Here is a 16,056-nt window from a genome sequence, read left to right on the forward strand (position 1 = left end):
CGAGGATAGGCAGCGAACGTCAGCCCGGGCCGCCCGGCCGCGCCGCCGACGCCAGGCTGGGTTGCAGGCGTCTCGCCGCGTTGAGGTGGTCGTCGGTCCAGATGATGCGTACCGCCGTGTCCGAGGCACGGCCGTCGGTTTCGCGGAGGTCGCGGCGGAGGGAGTCGACCAGGCTTGCCTCGGCCGTGGGATTGCGCGGCAGGGGGTCCCGTACGGGGGAGTGACCGGCGAGGCTCACGGCGAGGTCCTGGTACCAGCCGGTGACGTTGCCCGCCGCGCCCAGCAGTACCAGGCGGGCCTCGGCGCGGTCCGTGCCCTCGTGGCGTTCGCCCGCGCGCTGCCACAGTCCCAGAACCGCGTCGGCGGCGAGGCGCAGGCCGACGATGCCGGTGACCAGGGTGGTCATGCCCGCCAGCGACATGGGCTTCGCGCCGCGCTCGGCCAGGAAGCTGCGGAAGGCGTCGTCCAGTCTGCGCGCCGCGGCTGCCGCCTCGATGCCCTCGCCCAGTGGCGGGTCCGCCGGGGACGGGTGGGCGCCGCAGCGGCCCACGGCGTACTCGACGGCCCCGGCGAGGTAGCGGGCGCTGTCGGTGTATGCCTCGGCGAGGGCCCGGTGGACGGCGGCCGCGGCGCCGCGCGGCCAGAAGAACAGGCCCACGAGCACGCTCACCCCACAGCCGAGGGCGATGTCCTGGATCCGTAGCAGCACGATGTGCCAGTCGGGGTGCCGGTCGATGTTGAACAGGATGACCAGTGTGATGGTGAAGGCCGCCTGACCGGCGGCGAACGACACCGCGGCCGGTGCGATACCGGCGATCAGCACGGCGACCGGCAGCAGGAACCACAGCGCGGTGCCGTGCGCGCCGATCAGGTGCAGCAGTCCGGCCCCGATGACGGACCCCACGAGCGTCCCGCCGAGCGCGCGCAGCGCGTTCTGTCCGGTGTTGAGGGCGTTGGAGCGCAGCACCGACAGAGTGCCGAGCAGGATCCAGAAGGAGTGCTGCACGCCGGTCACGGTCGCCAGGGTGACCGCGATGCCAAGGCCGGTCGCGCCGCGCAGGCTGTTGTGCAGCCAGACCGACTGGGGGCGCAGATGCGCGACGGCTCGTTCCCGGGCCGAGGCCAGGGGCTGGGCCGCGCCGCCGGGTTCGAGGCCGAGGAGGCGTTCCGGCCAGCTGCGTCGTTCCGCCGCCGACGCCAGGTCGACGTTGCCCGCGATCTGCAGCGTGGCGAAACCCAACTCCTGGGCACGGAACGACAGATCCAGGGCTTCGAGGAAGGCCCGGACCTCCGGGTCCGTGTGGGGGCGGGGCAGCTGCACCGGCAGCAGATCGGTGGCGCCGCGCTCCATGCTCTCCATGGCCGCGCGCAACTCCTCCATCGCCGTGCGCAGGGCCTCGGGCGATCCGTGCGGTGCGTCCAGCAGGCCGGCCGTCCGCTCCAGGACCGCGGCGGCCGCCAGGCGCACCGTGCCGGCGGCGGGATCGCACACCGGGCGGCCGTCCGGCGAGGGCGCGCTGTCGGACACGATGGTGCTCAGCCACGTCAGCTCGTCGACCAGCCGCACCAGGGCCCGTGAGCTGGTGGACAGGCCGGTGGGCCGGTAGGGGGTGGAGTCGAAGGCGCTGCGCAGGTCGGTCGCCGCGGCGGCGGCCTCGTCGGCGGATTCCTTGCAGGCGCGGACGACCTCCCTGTCCGAGGTGTCCGCGAGGCGGGAGGCGTCCGTCCGTAGCTGTGCCGCCGCGGCTCGGCACACCCGGGCGGCGGGCGCGCTGAGCGGGTCCGCGGCGGGGCGCGGCCACAGCAGGGAGATCGCGAGCACGGAGGCGGCCGAGGCGAGCCCGGCGCCGGCGAGCCGCTCGGGCAGTTCGGACAGCGGTGCGGGCGTGGTCACCGGAAGGACGAAGGCCAGCAACAGCGCGGTCGACGCCCCGGCGAGCACGGAGCTGACCACCCCGGAGAACAGCACCACAAAGCCGATCAGCACGGTGACGGTGATCGCGCTCCAGGTTGCGCGAGCCGCGAGGCTACCGAGACAGATGAGCACCAACCAGGCCACCGCCAGGCCCAGATGGGCCCGCAGCCGCTGCACCATCGGGCCGGTGAACTCGACCAGCAGCAGCATGGAGAAGGTGCCGAACGCCGCGAACGTCGCCATGGCCGGCGCATGGAACACCTGGCTGCACAGGGCGAACAGCGCGGGCATGACGAGGGCGGTGCGCCCGGCCCTGCGCGTCGCGGCCAGCTCCGGGTCGTGGGCCCGCAGCCATACGGGGACGCGCCCGAGCAGATGGAGGCCAGGTGCCTGCATACGCTGCGACCTTCCGTCGGCGGTGCGCCCGCATGGTGCGTCGATGTGCCGAGTATGCGTCGCTCAGACGGTGATCACGAGCTTGCCACGGGGGTGGCCCGACTCCAGGTGGCGTATCGCGGTGGCGGCCTCGGCCAGCGAATAGGTGCGGTCGACGACCGGCCTGACCGCCCCGGCCTCGAAGAGTTCCGTCAGCGTCAGCAGGTCCTGCCGCCGCGTGGCCGCGATCACCGGGCGGAGTTTCTGCCCGACGAACACGGACAGCAGCAGGCCGCGCATCCACCGGTCCGTGCCGCCGAGCACGGGCCCACCGTTCTCACCGCCCACGAAGACGACGGTGCCGTGCGGGGTGAGGACGCGGCGCAGCCGGGACAGGGGGCGGTTGCCCGCAGAGTCAAGGATGAAGTCGTAGCGGACGGCGCGGTCGGTGATGTCCTCCCGGGTGTAGTCGATGACGTCGTCGGCGCCGAGCGAGCGGACGAGATCGGCCCCGGTGGGTCCGCAGACGCCGGTGACCCGGGCGCCGTAGTGCACGGCGAGCTGCACGGCGTACGTGCCCACGCCACCCGAGGCGCCGATGACCAGCACCTCACTGCCGGGGCCCGGGCGTGCCAGGTCCAGGCCCTGCAGGGCGGTCACGGCGGAGACGGGGAAGGCCGCCGCCTGCTCGAAGGTCAGGCCCGCCGGCTTGGGGGCGAGCTGCTCGGCCTTGCCGCACGCGAACTCGGCGAAGGAACCGTCGCACTGGCCGAAGACCTCGTCCCCGGCCTTCAGCGAGGTCACCCCCGCACCGACCGCCTCCACGACCCCCGCGGCGTCCCAACCGCGCACGCGGTGGGCGGGCCGGCGCAGGCCGATCTGCCGGTTGAGGCGAGCGAAGTACGGCCGCCCGGTCATCAGGTGCCAGACGCTCGGATCGACGCCCGCCGCACGTACCCGGACGAGCACCTCGTCGTCGCGGGGGACCGGCGGATCGACGTCCCGCAGGTGCAGCCGGTCGGCGGAACCGTACGCGTCCTGGACGATGGCCTTCATCGGGTTTCCTCCGTGGATACTCCGTCCTTCAGGGCGGAGGGGAAACGGACTCCTGCGGAGCAGGGCAAGGGGCTGCGATTCGCCGCCAGGGCGGATCGCAGTGCTCCGGCCGGCAGGTTTGGACTTTATGCATAGCCTCACTAGTTTGTGAGTGTGGCCACAACGTGCGTGAAGCGGGCTTTCAAGTACCGCTTCTACCCGACCGAAGCGCAGGCGGCCGAGCTGTCCCGCACGTTCGGGTGCGTACGGAAGGTCTACAACATGGCGCTCGCGGCCCGGACGGAGGCGTGGGCGCGTCAGGAACGGGTCAACTACAACGCCACCTCGGCGATGCTGACGGCGTGGAAGAAAACCGAGGAACTGGCGTTCCTCAATGACGTGTCGTCGGTGCCGTTGCAGCAGTGCTTGCGGCACTTGCAGACCGCGTTCACGCACTTCTTCGGCAAGCGGGCCAAGTACCCGCGCTTCAAGTCGCGGAAGAAGTCCCGGAAGTCCGCCGAGTACACCACCTCCGGCTTCCGGTTTAGGGACGGCAGGCTGACCCTGGCGAAGACGACCGGCCCACTCGACATCGTGTGGTCGCGTCCGCTCCCCGAGGGGGCGAAGCCGTCCACCGTGACCGTGTCGCAGGACAGCGCCGGGCGCTGGTTCGTCTCGATGCTGTGCGAGGATGCGACCGTCAGGCCGCTGTCGGCCACGGACGCGGCGGTCGGTGTCGATGTCGGACTGGACCACCTCCTGACCCTCTCCACCGGAGAGAAAGTCGCCAACCCCCGGCACGAGCGCCGTGACCGTACCCGTCTGGCCAAGTCCCAGCGGGAGCTGGCCCGCAAGGCCAAGGGTGAGGGGGCCAATCGGCGCAAGGCCCGCGAGAGGGTCGCGAAGATCCACGCCCGGATCGCCGACCGCAGGCGTGACGGCCTGCACAAGCTGACCACCCGACTCGTTCGTGAGAACCAAACGATCGTGATCGAGGACCTGACCGTGCGCAACATGGTCAAGAACCGGAGCCTGGCCCGCGCCATCAGTGACGCGGCATGGGCGGAGTTCCGGAGCCTTCTGGAGTACAAGGCGGCCTGGTACGGGCGGGAAGTGATCGCGGTGGACCGCTTCTTCCCCTCCTCCAAGCTGTGCTCCGTCTGCGGCACCCTGGCCGACAAGATGCCGCTGCATGTGCGTACCTGGACGTGCGAGTGCGGCACGATCCACGACCGGGACGTGAACGCCGCACGGAACCTGCTGGCCGCCGGACGGGCGGTGTCGGCCTGTGGAGCTGGTGTAAGACCTCAACGGAGAACTCCGGGCGGGCAGTCGGCGACGAAGCAGGAAGTCTCACGGCGCGAGCCGTAAGAATCTCCCTCCTTCAGGAGGGAGAGCGTCAACGGGACTCCTCGACCGCCGCTGCGTCAGCCCTGCTCTTCCTCCCGGATGATCCCCACGGACCGCGCCGTTGGCCAGAGGTTGACCCGCAGCCGGTCAGGAACCAGTCAGGATGTCCAGTGCCACGGCCATCAACTGGCCCTCCAGAACCTGCTGTTCCGGCAGGAAGGCGGCTGGGAGACGACCGGGACGCGGCGGCGCCGTTTCGGCCGGAGGCGGTGGTGACACGGGCGGGGGCCGCGCCCCATGATGGGTGGCGATGGGGGGTTCGGTGCATGTGTCCCGTGTGCGCCGCCGCGGCCGGGTGCCGCGTGTGGTGCCGGTGGCGGCTGCCCGCGCGGGGCTGTTCTCCGTACTCGGCACCGCGGTCGCGGCCACGGTCCACCATCTCGCGTTCGACTCCAACCCCTCGTGGCTGGTGCGCGGCCTGGCCGCCCTCGTCCTCTTCGGCGTCGCACTGCCCGGCGCGGGTCACGACAAGCCGCTGATACGGCAGTTGGTGCTGGCGGCCGGCTCACAGGCTGTCGTGGGCTACTGGTTCGTGCGGTCCGACGACTCGATCTCCGTTCCGGCGCACGCGCTGTGGCCGTCCTCCGTGCACGCGGGTCGGCCGGTCGTGATCGCGCACGTGCTGCTGACGGTGCTGTGTGCGGTGCTGCTGCACGGCGTGGACACCTGCCGCCGGCGGGTGCTGCGTGTCGCCGGGCGCGAGTGGGAGAACCTGCGCGAGCTGCTGTCCAGGCTGTTCACCCCGGCCCGTACTCCCGCCGATCTGACCACGGCCACCTGCGCCGGGTTGCGCGCCTACGCGGGATCCGCGCCCGGCGTCCCACGGCAGCTCCTCCTCGCCGACACGGTCGTCCGGCGCGGCCCGCCCGCCTCCTCCCCGCTGCCGCGCACGCGGCGGCTTTCGGTGGGCATCTGAAGTTCTGACCAGACCTGACCTGTCATGTCATGCCGGGGTGCGGGCTGCTCGACAGCGCCGTGCCAGGGGGGATCTCCCATCATGTCCAAGACCGTCGTTGTCATCGGGGCGGGCCCGTACGGCCTGTCCACCGCCGCGCATCTGAAGGCGCGGGGAGTGATTGTCAGGGTGTTCGGTTCGCCGATGGCGAGCTGGGCCGAGAACATGCCCGCGGGCATGCTGCTGAAGTCACCGCCGAGTGCGTCGATGCTGTCGGCGCCGCGTCCGGGGTTCACCCTGGACGACTACGCCCGCCAGACCGGCGAGACCCGGCTGACCGGGCACGACCGGGTGCCCGTCGAGATGTTCGTACGGTACGGGCGCTGGTTCGCCGAGGAACTGGTGCCCGAGGTGGAGCGGGTCCGGGTCCTCGGCGTCGACCGGCAGTCCGACGGCTTCCACCTCAAGCTCGCCTCGGGCGAGGAGCTGCGGGCGGCGGCCGTGGTCGTGGCCAGCGGCATGGACGGTTTCGCCCATGTCCCGGAGCCGCTCGCCGAGTTCGTGCCCGAGGGGCTGGTCTCGCACAGCTCGCAGCACGCAGACCTGAAGGTGTTCGCCGGGCGGGATGTCGTCGTGGTGGGTGCCGGGCAGTCGGCGCAGGAGAGCGCCGCGCTGCTGCACGAGGCCGGGGCGCAGGTCCAACTGCTGGTGAGGGCACGGAAGTTGGTGTTCGGCGCAGCGCCGACTCCGCCGCCGCACTGGCAGCCCGACACCCCGCTGGGCCGGTCCTGGGGGCTGTACGCGGTCGTCCACCAGGCGGTCGCCTTCCGGTTCCTGCCCGCGGCCACGCGGCTGCGCCTGGTCAAACGGGTGCTCGGTCCGTTCGGATCGTGGTGGCTCAAGCCGCGCCTCGACGGAGCGGTTCCGGTACGGCTGGGGGAACACATCACCGGTGCGCGGCGCCACGGCGGCGGGATCCTCGTCACCACCAGGGACGGCGAGGGCCGTACGCACACGGTGGAGACGGACCACGTCCTGGCCGCGACCGGCTACCGGGTCCGCCTGGACGGCATGGACTTCCTGGCCCCCGAACTGCGCGCCCGCCTCACCCGCACCGCGGGCTTCCCACACCTCGACGCGGGACTGCAGTCCTCCGTGCCGGGCCTGTACTTCACCGGCATCCAGGCCGCGGCCACCTTCGGACCGCTCATGCGGTTCACCTGCGGGACCGCGTTCGCGGCACCGCGGCTTGCGGGGGCGGTCGTGGGGCGGGTGGGGGCGAAGTAACCGCGCCCTGCGGAAAGAGGGCCGCGCCTTGCGGAAACGGGCCGCATTCTGCGGGATGGCCCGCGCTACACGGGATGGGTCGCACTCCGCGGAGGACGGGGCGTGCACTGTGGGCAGAGCCTCGTCCGCACAGTGCGGGGATGCGTCGCGCCCCGCGGGGACGACCTTGGTCTACCGGGGACGGGCCGCGCCCTGCGGGGATGCGTCGCGCGCCGCGGGGACGACCTTGGTCTACCGGGGACGGGCCGCGCCCTGCGGGGATGCGTCGCGCGCCGCGGGGACGACCTTGGTCTACCAGGGACGGGCCCCGCCCTACCTACCGAGTCGACCCGCACCCTACGAGCACGAGGCGGCCGGCAGCTCCAGCCGGAGTTCGTAGCCGCCCTCGTCCGTCGGGCGGGCCGTCACGCTGCCGCCGAGGAGTTCGGCGCGCTGGCGCAGGCCGGCCAGGCCATGGTGGGCGCCGGGGAGGGGGAGGGCGGGGCGGTCGGGGGCCGTGTTGGTGACCACCACCTGCATGGTCCCGTCCGTCTGCCCGATCCGGATCGCCGCCTTCGCACCGGGCGCGTGCTTGCGCACGTTGGTCAGGGCTTCCTGGACGGTGCGGTAGACGGCGCGCTGCACCGCGGGCGGGAGGTCCTCGGGCAGGTCGGCCCGCAGTTCGGCCTCGATGCCGCTGCTGTCGACCAGGTGCGGCAGGTCGGCGAGCGACGGCTGCGGGGTCAGTTCCGTGGGTCGGCTGCCGGCGGCACGCAGCACGCCGACCATGTGCCGCAGCTCCTCCAGCGTCTGCACGGCGAGCCGCCGGATGTCGGCCGCCGCCTGCTTCGCCTCCGGGTCCCGGCCGCCCACCTGGAGCGCCCCCGCCCGTACCGCGATCAGGCTGACCTGATGGGAGACGACGTCGTGCATCTCCCGGGCCAGCTGGGCGCGTTCCTTCGCCAGCACGCTCTGGGCGAGCAACTGCCGCTCGCTCTCCCGCGCTTGGGATATCTCGGCCAGCCGCGCCGCGAGTTCACGTCGGGCCTGGACGAGCTGTCCGAGGAAGACGGGGGCGGCCGCGGTCGCCAGGCTGTAGGTGACCTTGACCAACTCCCTGGGGTCCGTCAGATCGGCGGGCTCCGGCGAGGGCCACGACCACACTGTGGTGTCGCTGACCGTGAACACCAGGGCGCAGACGGCCAGCAGGACCCGATGGCGGGTGTGCGAGGCCAGGGTGTACAGCGCGGCCAGGGTGGCGAACACCGCGTCCGTGACCAGGGTGGCGGGGAGGGCGAGCAGGAAGGTGAGCAGCGGGAGGCGGCGGCGCAGCACCAGGGCGGCGGCGGCCAGCAGGGCGCAGGCCATGGCCTCCGGGTCGTGCATGTGGACATGGACCTTGACGTCCAGCAGGGCGGCCGCGACGAGAGCGGCGTCGAGCAGGGCGGCGGGCGGGCGGCGGGGATTCATCGGCCCTGCGCCTGGGGCGGTTCCCTGAGCAGGCCGGCGCGCTCGGCGAGCAGTGCGGCCTGGACGCGGCTGCCCACCTCCAACTTGGTGAGCACGGCGCTGACGTGGTCCTTGACGGTCGCGGTGCTGAGGTACATCCGCTCGGCGATCCCGGCGTTGGACAGCCCCTCGGCGACGAGCACGAGCACGGTCCGCTCGCGGTCGGTCAGCCGCTCGACGACGAGGGCGGCCGGGTTGAGGGGAGCGGCGTCCAGATAGCCGTCGACGACGGTCCGGGTCACCTTGGCCGAGAGCACGACCCCGCCGTCGGCCAACGAACGTATGAGGTAAGGCAGTTGCTCGGGGTCGGTGTCCTTCAGCAGAAAGCCCGCCGCGCCGGACCGCAGGGCGGCCGCCACGTACTCGTCCATGTCGAAGGTCGTGAGTATCGCGACCACCGGCGGATCCTGCATACGGCGCAGCTCGGCCAGGACGGTGAGCCCGTCCACGTCCGGCATCCGTATGTCGAGCAGTACGACGTCCGGACGGGCCTCCCGTACGGTCCGGACCGCCGCCCCGCCGGACACGGCCGCCACCACCTCGATGTCGTCCGCGGTGTCGAGGATGTGCCGGAAGCCCGTGCGGACCATGGCCTCGTCGTCGACCACCAGAACCCGGATCATGTGCGCTCCGCTCGCCACCGGCCCACTGCGGGACCGCTACGACGTCGGGGGCGGCCCACTGGTTCCTCGAGGTTTGCCTCGCCCCACCGGAGGGGTGTTCTCCGCCGGTCGGCGGGGGTGACTCCGGCCGGTTGCCGGATGGGCCCGGACCCCCGCCGGGCCCAACCCTGAAGGGCATGACACAACACGCGCCGTCGGCCCCGTCCCATCCGTCCCTGGAACAGCCCCCGCGCCGGCCGGACGCGCCGCAGGCCGTCCGTACCCCGTCGACGGGACGGCTCGTGGGCATCGATCTGGCCCGCGGGCTCGCCGTGTTGGGCATGTATGCCGCCCATGTCGGACCCGACCCCACCATAGGGGGCCCGCTCGGCTTCGTCCTCGAGCTGGCACGCGGCCGTGCATCCGCGCTCTTCGCGCTGCTCGCCGGGTTCTCCCTGATCCTCATCACCGGCCGTCCGCAGTCCCGTACCGGACGAGCGGGGCGGCAGGCGGTGGGCAGGATCGTCATCCGCTCCCTCGTCCTGATGGCGCTGGGCTTCGCCCTGACGGCGCTGGACACCGACGTCGACGTGATCCTCTCCTTCTACGGCCTGCTCTTCCTCCTCGTCCTGCCGCTGCACCGGCTGAGCGCACGCACGCTGGCGGTCGTCGCCGCGGCGGGCGCACTGATCATGCCCCAAGTGCTGTACGTGATACGGCAGTCCATCGAGGGCGGCGACTGGGCGGACGCCGTCATCGCCGGGGACCCGCTGGCCCGGATCACCGGCACGGACGGCTTCCTGGAGCTGCTCTTCACCGGCGAATACCCGGTGCTGACCTGGATGTCGTTCATGGTCGCGGGCATGGCGCTGGCCCGGCTGGACCTCACCCGGCGCAGGAATCTCGCCCGACTCTCCTGCGTCGGCGGCGCGTTGGCGGTGCTCGGATACGGCGGCTCCTGGCTCGCCCTGCACCTCGTCCCGCACGCTTTGAGCACCGTCGCGGCCGCCACGGACGGCGCTTCGCCGGCCTCGGCCTGGTGGGCCGACACCGTCGGACAGATCGACGACGGCACCCCGGCCGCCTGGCTGCTGGTCGGCGCACCGCACAGCCAGACGACGTTCTCCGTCCTCGGCAACACGGGCGTCGCGCTGATCGTGGTGGCCGCCTGTATCTGGGCCACGGCCAGGCTGCCGCGCCTCACCCGCCTGGCCACACCCGTCATCGCCGTAGGCATGATCCCGCTGACCACCTACGTGCTGCACGTCCTCGCCATCCGCGTGGTCGGCATGGAGGAGGAGACGGCTCCGGCTCTGCTGGCTCTGTTCCTCTTCTCCGCCACCGCCATGATCCTCGCGGTCGTGTGGACCCGGCGATTCCGCCGTGGTCCGCTGGAGCATCTGCTGCATGGCACGACCCGCCTTGCCGACCGCGTGACATGACGCCGGAGCGCGCGTCCGCGCCGGGCCCGACGGTCTACGCCGGGCCCGGCGCGGCGGCGGCTCAGGCCCGGTAGGCCACGAGCGTCATCATCCCGGCCTCGCCGTGGTAGGCGTTGTGGCAGTGCAGCATCCACTGCCCGGGATTGTCCGCGTCGAAGAGCACGGACACCTTCTTCTTCGGCAGCACGATCGTGGTGTCCTTGCGCGGGCCGGTGCTGCCGAGCTGGTACGTGTGGCCGTGCAGATGCATGGGATGCCACATGGTGGTCGTGTTGACGAAGTCGAGCCGGACGCGCTGGCCCTCCTCGACCAGGAGCGGGTGCGCGGTCGGGTCCTTCATGTCGTATCGCCTGCCGTTGATGGCCCAGTTGTACTTGGCCATGCCGCCGGTCAGTTCGACACGGTGGACGCGGTCGGGCTTCTTCGTGTCCAGGCGCACGTCGTCGGTCGCGCGCAATCCGGAAGCGGTGACGATCACGCCGTCCAGTTCCTTCGGCCGTACGGCCGGCCCCGGCGCGCTGCCCGATGCGGTGCGTACCAGGGCCATGCCGCCGGCGCTCTTGCCCTCGGCGACGGCGACGAGCGGGAAGACACCGTCGCCGAGGGTGACGAGGACGTCGTAGCGCTCGCCCATGCCGATCAGCAGGGCATCGGTCTGCCGGTGCTCGACGGGGAAGCCGTCGGTGTGGGTGATCGTCATCCGGTGGCCGCCGAGGGCGACCCGGTAGGCGGTGTCGGCGCCGGCGTTGACGATGCGCAGGCGGACGCGCCTGCCCGGCTTGCCGCGGAAGACCTCGGGATCGGCCGGGAGCTTTCCGTTGACCAGGTGGTACGGGTACTTCACATCGCCGGCGTCGCCGCCGAGCAGCTCGCTGGTCGCACCCATGAGCATGAACTTCATGGACATGCCTCCGGAGGAGGCGGACGGCGAGGCGCTCGCCCCGGTCATGCCTTCGCCGCTCATGTCCATCCCGCTCATGTCCATGCCGTCCATGTCCATGCCGCCCATCCCATGGCTGAGTTCGGCGAAGGCCTCGTCGGGGGTGCCGGTCACGCCGTCGAGCCAGTCGTCGAGGACGACGACCCATTCGTCGTCGTACGACAGCGGCTCCCTGGGGTCCTCGACGATCAGCGGGGCGTGCAGGCCCCGGTCGAGCTGGACGCCGACGTGCGGGTGGAAGAAGTACGTGCCGGGGGTGTCGGCGACGAACCGGTAGGTGAAGCCGGCCCCGGCCCGCACCGCCGTCTGGGTGACCGGCGGGACGCCGTCCATGTCGCTGCGTAGCGCGATGCCGTGCCAGTGGACGGACGTCGTGGTCCTGTCGGGCAGTTGGTTGGACAGCTCGGCGGCGAGGGTGTCGCCGGCCTGGATGCGGATCTCCTTGCCGGGCGCCTGGCCGTGGTACGCCCAGGACGGGGCGGTGACGCCGCCGCCGAGGTCGAGCACGGTGCGGGCGGCGGTCAGGTTGAGGCGGTGCACCTTGCCGGTGCCGCCGCGCTTCTGCTCTGCGCGGGCGACCTGGGATCCGGAGGGGCTCACCAGCTCAGGGGCGTTGCGGGAGGTGTTGCCGCTGCAGGCGGCGAGCACGCCGGTGCCTGCCGCGCCCAGTCCGGCGAGCAGGACGGAGCGGCGGTCGATGCTGGTCATGAATGTTCTCTTCTCGATGCGCGAGGGCGTGGCTACGGGCTGTTTCCGAGCACGGCTCGTTCGCGCCGCTGGACGCGGGCGGCCGTCGGGTACGGCCTAAATGCGCAGTTGAGAGAGGACGGACAGGTCGGGTGGAGCCCGGTCGGTGGCAGGCGCGACGTGCACCAGCGCGATCGCCGTGTGCTGAGCCGGGACGGCCTGGACAGGTGAGTGGGACGGCGCTGCGAGCTGCAGCGCGGTGACTCCGGCGGCGGAGCAGTGTTCCATCCCCATGGAGGGGCAGGCGTTTCCGCCGTGCGCTGAGGTGCCTTGACCCGTCGCGCCGGCATGGAAGTGGACGTCGGACGGGGAGCCGGGCATGGCCTGCATCGCGGCGGCCGACATCTTGGCGACCGGCGCGTCGGGCAGCTCATGGTGCAGCAGTACGGCGAGCACGGCGCACAGCGTGACGAGCAGGCCGCCGACCCAGCGGGCGGTACCGCCGGGCTGTGATCCGGGGATCCTGCGTGCCGTCATGGTGAGTGTCCGTGCTTCCTTCCGGGGTGGCCGCCACTATACCCCCGATGGGTATACCGCGACGGCGGTCGGTGGGCCTCTGCGGTGCCGCCGGTGGCCTGTCCTGCCGGGGCCGTCCGGCGGCGCCCACCCGCCCGTCCGGCGTACCGTCGTGAGGGTGGACGTCAGTGCCGACCGTCTCGTGTCCCGCGTCGCGCGTGAGCTCGGCGCGCGAGCGGAGGAGCTGAGCGCCGAGGTGGAACGGTGCCTGCGGCGCGAGGTTCCCGAACTGTGGGACGACCCGGAGACCGGCCGTCTCACGTCGCAGAACGTGGCCGAGCACGTCGTCGCCGGGTTGTTCGGCCTGGAGCACGGTGTCGAGCCGAGCCAGGTCGAACCGCCGCCCGCCGACGCGGAGCGTGCGCGCCGGCTGGCCCGGCACGGCATACGCCTGAGCAGCATGCTGCGGGCGTTCCGGCTCGGCGAGGGCGTCTTCCTGGACCGGATGCTCGAGGAGATGCCCCGGTTCACCGACGATGCCGAGCTGATCAGTGCGGCGTCGCGCAAGGTGGTCGCGACGGCGACCGGGTACGTGGACCGCACGTCCGAGCAGGGTGTCGCCGCGTTCCAGGAGGAGCGGGACCGCCGGCTGCAGTGGCGGCTGTCGATGGTGAACGCGGCGAGCATCCGCATCGGGACCACCCTGGACATCGCCCGCACCACTCAGGAGCTGGCGGACCTCGCCGTCGAGCACTTCGCCGACCTCGTCACCGTCGACCTGCTGGACTCCGCGCTCGACGGACACGACACCCCGGTGCACGACGAGCCGGTGGAGCGCCCGCTCGTGCTGCGCCGGATCGCCCAGGGACCGGCCGACGGCAGCCCGGAACCGGCCATCGCGCCGCAGCAGCTGCACACCTGCCCGGACGGCTCGCCGTCGGCCCGTGCCCTGCTCACCGGGCAGCCCACGCGGCACCATTCCAGCGGCGGCGAGGCCGACCAGGAGATCCACTCGACGCTGGTGGTGCCGCTGCGCGCCCGCGGCACCACCCTGGGCGTCGCGCAGTTCTGCCGGCACCGCAACCCCGCACGGTTCGACGACGAGGATCTGCTGCTCGCGCAGGAGATCGCCGCCCGCGCGGCGATGGCCGTCGACAACGCCCGCCGCTACACGCACGCGCGTGCCACCGCCCTCGCCCTCCAGCGCAGCCTGCTCCCAGGGCACACCGCGCAGCAGTCGGCCGTGGACGTCGCCTGCCGCTACCTGCCCGCAGGCGCCCAGGCCGGGGTGGGCGGCGACTGGTACGACGTCATCCCGCTGTCCGGAGCCCGCGTCGCCCTGGTGGTGGGCGACGTGGTCGGGCACGGCATCCACGCGGCCGCCACCATGGGCCGCCTGCGGACCGCCGTACGCACCCTCGCCGACATCGACCTGCCGCCCGACGAACTCCTCACGCACCTGGACGACGTCGTGCTGCGGCTGGCCACCGAAGCCACCGCAGACCCGGTCGGCGAGGCCGACGGGGAGATCGGCGCCACCTGCCTGTACGCCGTCTACGACCCCGTCTCCCGCCACTGCACCCTGGCCCGGGCCGGGCATGTGCTGCCCGCCGTGGTCACCCGGGACGGAAACGTCGATCTCCTCGAACTCCCGCCCGGACCGCCGCTGGGCCTGGGCGGACTGCCCTTCGAGGCCGCCGAGGTCGACCTGCCCGAAGGCAGCCTGATCGCCCTGTACACCGACGGCCTGATCGAGGCCCTCGACCATGACGTCGACGCCGGGCTCAGCCGGCTGCGCCAGGCCCTGGCGAAGTCCGCCCCGTCCCTGGAGGCCACCTGCGACACGGTGCTCGAATCCCTGCTGCCCGCCCGGCCGGACGACGACGTCGCACTGCTGCTGGCCCGGACCCATGCGCTCGGCGCCCGCCAGGTCGCCACCTGGGACCTGGCCCCCGACCCCGCCGCCGTCGCCCGCGTCCGGGCCGGCGTCTCCGAGCAGCTGAGCGCCTGGGGGCTGGAGGAACTCGACTTCTCCACCGAGCTGGTGGTCAGCGAACTGGTCACCAACGCCATCCGCTACGGCCGCCCGCCCATCCAACTGCGCCTCATCCTCCCGCAGCCCCCTGGGGGGCCGGGAGGCGCCCCCGTCCGTGCCCTGCTGTGCGAGGTCTCGGACAGCGGCAGCACCACCCCCCACATGCGCCGGGCCCGCACCTTCGACGAGGGCGGGCGCGGCCTGCTCCTGGTCGCCCAGCTCGCCGAGCACTGGGGCACGCGCCACGCCCGGCAGGGCAAGACGGTCTGGGCCGAGCTCAACGAGTCCGGCGGGTTCCCGGAAGTGGCCTTCGCGTAGCCGGGTGCCAGGTCAGAGGGCGCCGCGCAGCCGTGCGAGTTCCTCCTCCGACGCCGGCTGTCCGGAGGCGGGCAGCAGCTGCGGGATGCCGTCGACCACGGGATAGCGGCGACGCAGCCGCGGGTTGTAGAGCGCGCAGCCCGGCTCGTCCAGGACCAGCGGGCCCTTGTCGAGCGGGCAGACGAGGAGCTTCAGCAGCGGGTCGTCGGACTTCATCGGTGAGTTCCCTTCAACGGCCTACGTCGTGACGCGGCAGGGTGAGCATCACGGCCAGGGCGAGCATGGTGCCGCCCAGCCGCAGGACGAGCCGCACGGAATCCTCGGGGAGCGGCTCGCCGAAGGCGACCGTGCCGCTCGCCACGCTGAACACGCAGGTCACCGTCGTGCACACGGGCACGATCAGCGAGGCCCGGCAGCGCTGCAGCGCCGTCTGCGACAGCACCAGGCCGAAGGCTCCGGTGAGCAGCAGGAGGTAGGGGTAGGGCGAGGCGAGCAGGGCCGGTACGGCACCGACGAGGTCCGGGGCCTGCGCCAGACGCCCCGACACCCCCTTGATCGCGAGCGAACTGACCCCGTACAGCAGCCCGATCGCCACGCCGTACGCCACACCTGTCGGCGGCGGCCGGTGCTGTCGCCGCCCCCGCAGCTCGGCCGCGCCGTACAGCAACAGGCCGAGGACGAGCGCCGGTGCGCACAGAGCGAGCAGGGTGCCGACCGAAGCCGTACGGCCGATCGGCTCGCTGCCGGTGTGCAGCGAGGCCGCCACCATCAGCAGCGCCAGGCCGACGACGGCGACACCACGCCGCTCGCGGGCCGTGAGGCGTTCGCCGAGCACCGCCGAGGAGAGCACGAGCAGCAGCACCAGCCCGGACACGAACAGCCCCTGCGCGGCCGCGATCGGCAGGACGCGGTAGACGGCGAGCTGGGCGGCGAACCCGAGGGCCAGGGCCGACGCGCCGCCGACCCACAGCGGGCTCCCGGTGAGCAGCCGCACCGCCCGGCCCGGCCGTCCGGCCGACAGCGGCGGCAGGCCGGCCAGCGCCCGCTTCTCCAGCACGAACCCGGTGCTGTAGAGGACGTTCGCCAGCAGCACCGCAGCCACTCCCCACAC

The 16,056-nt window shown here is 72.5% G+C and carries 13 protein-coding genes; 5 read left to right on the forward strand and 8 right to left on the reverse strand.

Translation table 11 applies throughout. The annotated features are described in order from the left end of the window. Positions 1-19: 19 nt before the first annotated feature. Complete coding sequence (locus ABZ880_RS43235) at positions 20-2,311, reverse strand: FUSC family protein (protein WP_361275449.1); 2,292 nt, start codon at positions 2,309-2,311, stop codon at positions 20-22. A 63-nt stretch (positions 2,312-2,374) separates the two neighbouring features. Further along, entirely contained in the window at positions 2,375-3,346 is a 972-nt protein-coding gene (locus ABZ880_RS43240; RefSeq protein WP_361275452.1) for an NAD(P)-dependent alcohol dehydrogenase, read from the reverse strand. Positions 3,347-3,499: 153 nt separating this feature from the next. On the opposite strand from ABZ880_RS43240, the gene ABZ880_RS43245 reads away from it, so the two are divergent. The 3 genes from ABZ880_RS43245 (at position 3,500) to ABZ880_RS43255 (ending at position 6,917) form a co-directional block, all read left to right on the forward strand. Then, positions 3,500-4,696, forward strand: coding sequence for an RNA-guided endonuclease TnpB family protein (locus ABZ880_RS43245; RefSeq protein ID WP_361275454.1), 1,197 nt, complete (start codon positions 3,500-3,502; stop codon positions 4,694-4,696). Between the two features lie 289 nt (positions 4,697-4,985). Further along, positions 4,986-5,651 (forward strand): hypothetical protein, encoded by a 666-nt coding sequence (locus tag ABZ880_RS43250; protein WP_361275456.1) that lies wholly within the window; start codon positions 4,986-4,988, stop codon positions 5,649-5,651. An 81-nt stretch (positions 5,652-5,732) separates the two neighbouring features. Next, the gene (locus tag ABZ880_RS43255) at positions 5,733-6,917 is read left to right on the forward strand and encodes an NAD(P)-binding domain-containing protein (protein ID WP_361275459.1); all 1,185 of its coding nucleotides are present in this window, start codon (positions 5,733-5,735) and stop codon (positions 6,915-6,917) included. A 336-nt stretch (positions 6,918-7,253) separates the two neighbouring features. Here ABZ880_RS43255 and ABZ880_RS43260 read toward each other — a convergent pair whose 3' ends face one another. Both ABZ880_RS43260 and ABZ880_RS43265 read right to left on the reverse strand, forming a co-directional pair. Then, positions 7,254-8,366, reverse strand: a complete 1,113-nt coding sequence (locus ABZ880_RS43260; protein ID WP_361275461.1) for a histidine kinase — start codon at positions 8,364-8,366, stop codon at positions 7,254-7,256. Beyond that, the gene (locus ABZ880_RS43265) at positions 8,363-9,028 is read right to left on the reverse strand and encodes a response regulator transcription factor (RefSeq protein WP_361275464.1); all 666 of its coding nucleotides are present in this window, start codon (positions 9,026-9,028) and stop codon (positions 8,363-8,365) included. Before ABZ880_RS43265 ends, ABZ880_RS43260 begins: the two co-directional genes overlap by 4 nt. 176 nt (positions 9,029-9,204) lie before the next feature. On the opposite strand from ABZ880_RS43265, the gene ABZ880_RS43270 reads away from it, so the two are divergent. Then, positions 9,205-10,449: a DUF418 domain-containing protein gene (locus tag ABZ880_RS43270; RefSeq protein WP_361275466.1), complete on the forward strand. Its 1,245-nt coding sequence runs from the start codon at positions 9,205-9,207 to the stop codon at positions 10,447-10,449. A gap of 61 nt (positions 10,450-10,510) precedes the next feature. Here ABZ880_RS43270 and ABZ880_RS43275 read toward each other — a convergent pair whose 3' ends face one another. Both ABZ880_RS43275 and ABZ880_RS43280 read right to left on the reverse strand, forming a co-directional pair. Further along, the gene (locus ABZ880_RS43275) at positions 10,511-12,097 is read right to left on the reverse strand and encodes a multicopper oxidase family protein (RefSeq protein ID WP_361275469.1); all 1,587 of its coding nucleotides are present in this window, start codon (positions 12,095-12,097) and stop codon (positions 10,511-10,513) included. A 96-nt stretch (positions 12,098-12,193) separates the two neighbouring features. Beyond that, positions 12,194-12,613 carry a DUF6153 family protein gene (locus tag ABZ880_RS43280; RefSeq protein WP_361275471.1) on the reverse strand — a complete coding sequence of 140 codons (420 nt, stop codon included), beginning with the start codon at positions 12,611-12,613 and terminating at the stop codon, positions 12,194-12,196. Positions 12,614-12,770: 157 nt separating this feature from the next. Here ABZ880_RS43280 and ABZ880_RS43285 point away from each other — a divergent pair, with 157 nt between their 5' ends. Beyond that, a complete protein-coding gene (locus tag ABZ880_RS43285; RefSeq protein ID WP_361275474.1) occupies positions 12,771-14,945 on the forward strand; it encodes a SpoIIE family protein phosphatase in 2,175 nt (724 codons plus the stop codon). A gap of 12 nt (positions 14,946-14,957) precedes the next feature. On the opposite strand, the gene ABZ880_RS43290 is transcribed toward ABZ880_RS43285, so the two are convergent. Together ABZ880_RS43290 and ABZ880_RS43295 are read right to left on the reverse strand one after the other, a co-directional pair. Beyond that, positions 14,958-15,161, reverse strand: coding sequence for a Trm112 family protein (locus tag ABZ880_RS43290; RefSeq protein WP_361275476.1), 204 nt, complete (start codon positions 15,159-15,161; stop codon positions 14,958-14,960). A 13-nt stretch (positions 15,162-15,174) separates the two neighbouring features. Beyond that, entirely contained in the window at positions 15,175-16,047 is an 873-nt protein-coding gene (locus tag ABZ880_RS43295) for a DMT family transporter (protein WP_361275478.1), read from the reverse strand. Positions 16,048-16,056: the final 9 nt, after the last annotated feature.

The sequence above is a fragment of the Streptomyces sp. NPDC047043 genome (assembly GCF_040644055.1).
In the GTDB taxonomy this organism is placed as follows: Bacteria; Actinomycetota; Actinomycetes; order Streptomycetales; family Streptomycetaceae; genus Streptomyces.

Excerpts from the sequence above, each read along its gene's own strand:
- ABZ880_RS43290 (WP_361275476.1), bottom strand. The coding sequence starts at position 15,161 with ATGAAGTCCGACGACCCGCTGCTGAAGCTCCTCGTCTGCCCGCTCGAC.
- ABZ880_RS43270 (WP_361275466.1), top strand. The coding sequence starts at position 9,205 with ATGACACAACACGCGCCGTCGGCCCCGTCCCATCCGTCCCTGGAACAG.
- ABZ880_RS43240 (WP_361275452.1), bottom strand. The coding sequence starts at position 3,346 with ATGAAGGCCATCGTCCAGGACGCGTACGGTTCCGCCGACCGGCTGCAC.
- ABZ880_RS43275 (WP_361275469.1), bottom strand. The coding sequence starts at position 12,097 with ATGACCAGCATCGACCGCCGCTCCGTCCTGCTCGCCGGACTGGGCGCG.
- ABZ880_RS43250 (WP_361275456.1), top strand. The coding sequence starts at position 4,986 with ATGGGGGGTTCGGTGCATGTGTCCCGTGTGCGCCGCCGCGGCCGGGTG.
- ABZ880_RS43260 (WP_361275461.1), bottom strand. The coding sequence starts at position 8,366 with ATGAATCCCCGCCGCCCGCCCGCCGCCCTGCTCGACGCCGCTCTCGTC.
- ABZ880_RS43235 (WP_361275449.1), bottom strand. The coding sequence starts at position 2,311 with ATGCAGGCACCTGGCCTCCATCTGCTCGGGCGCGTCCCCGTATGGCTG.
- ABZ880_RS43265 (WP_361275464.1), bottom strand. The coding sequence starts at position 9,028 with ATGATCCGGGTTCTGGTGGTCGACGACGAGGCCATGGTCCGCACGGGC.
- ABZ880_RS43255 (WP_361275459.1), top strand. The coding sequence starts at position 5,733 with ATGTCCAAGACCGTCGTTGTCATCGGGGCGGGCCCGTACGGCCTGTCC.
- ABZ880_RS43280 (WP_361275471.1), bottom strand. The coding sequence starts at position 12,613 with ATGACGGCACGCAGGATCCCCGGATCACAGCCCGGCGGTACCGCCCGC.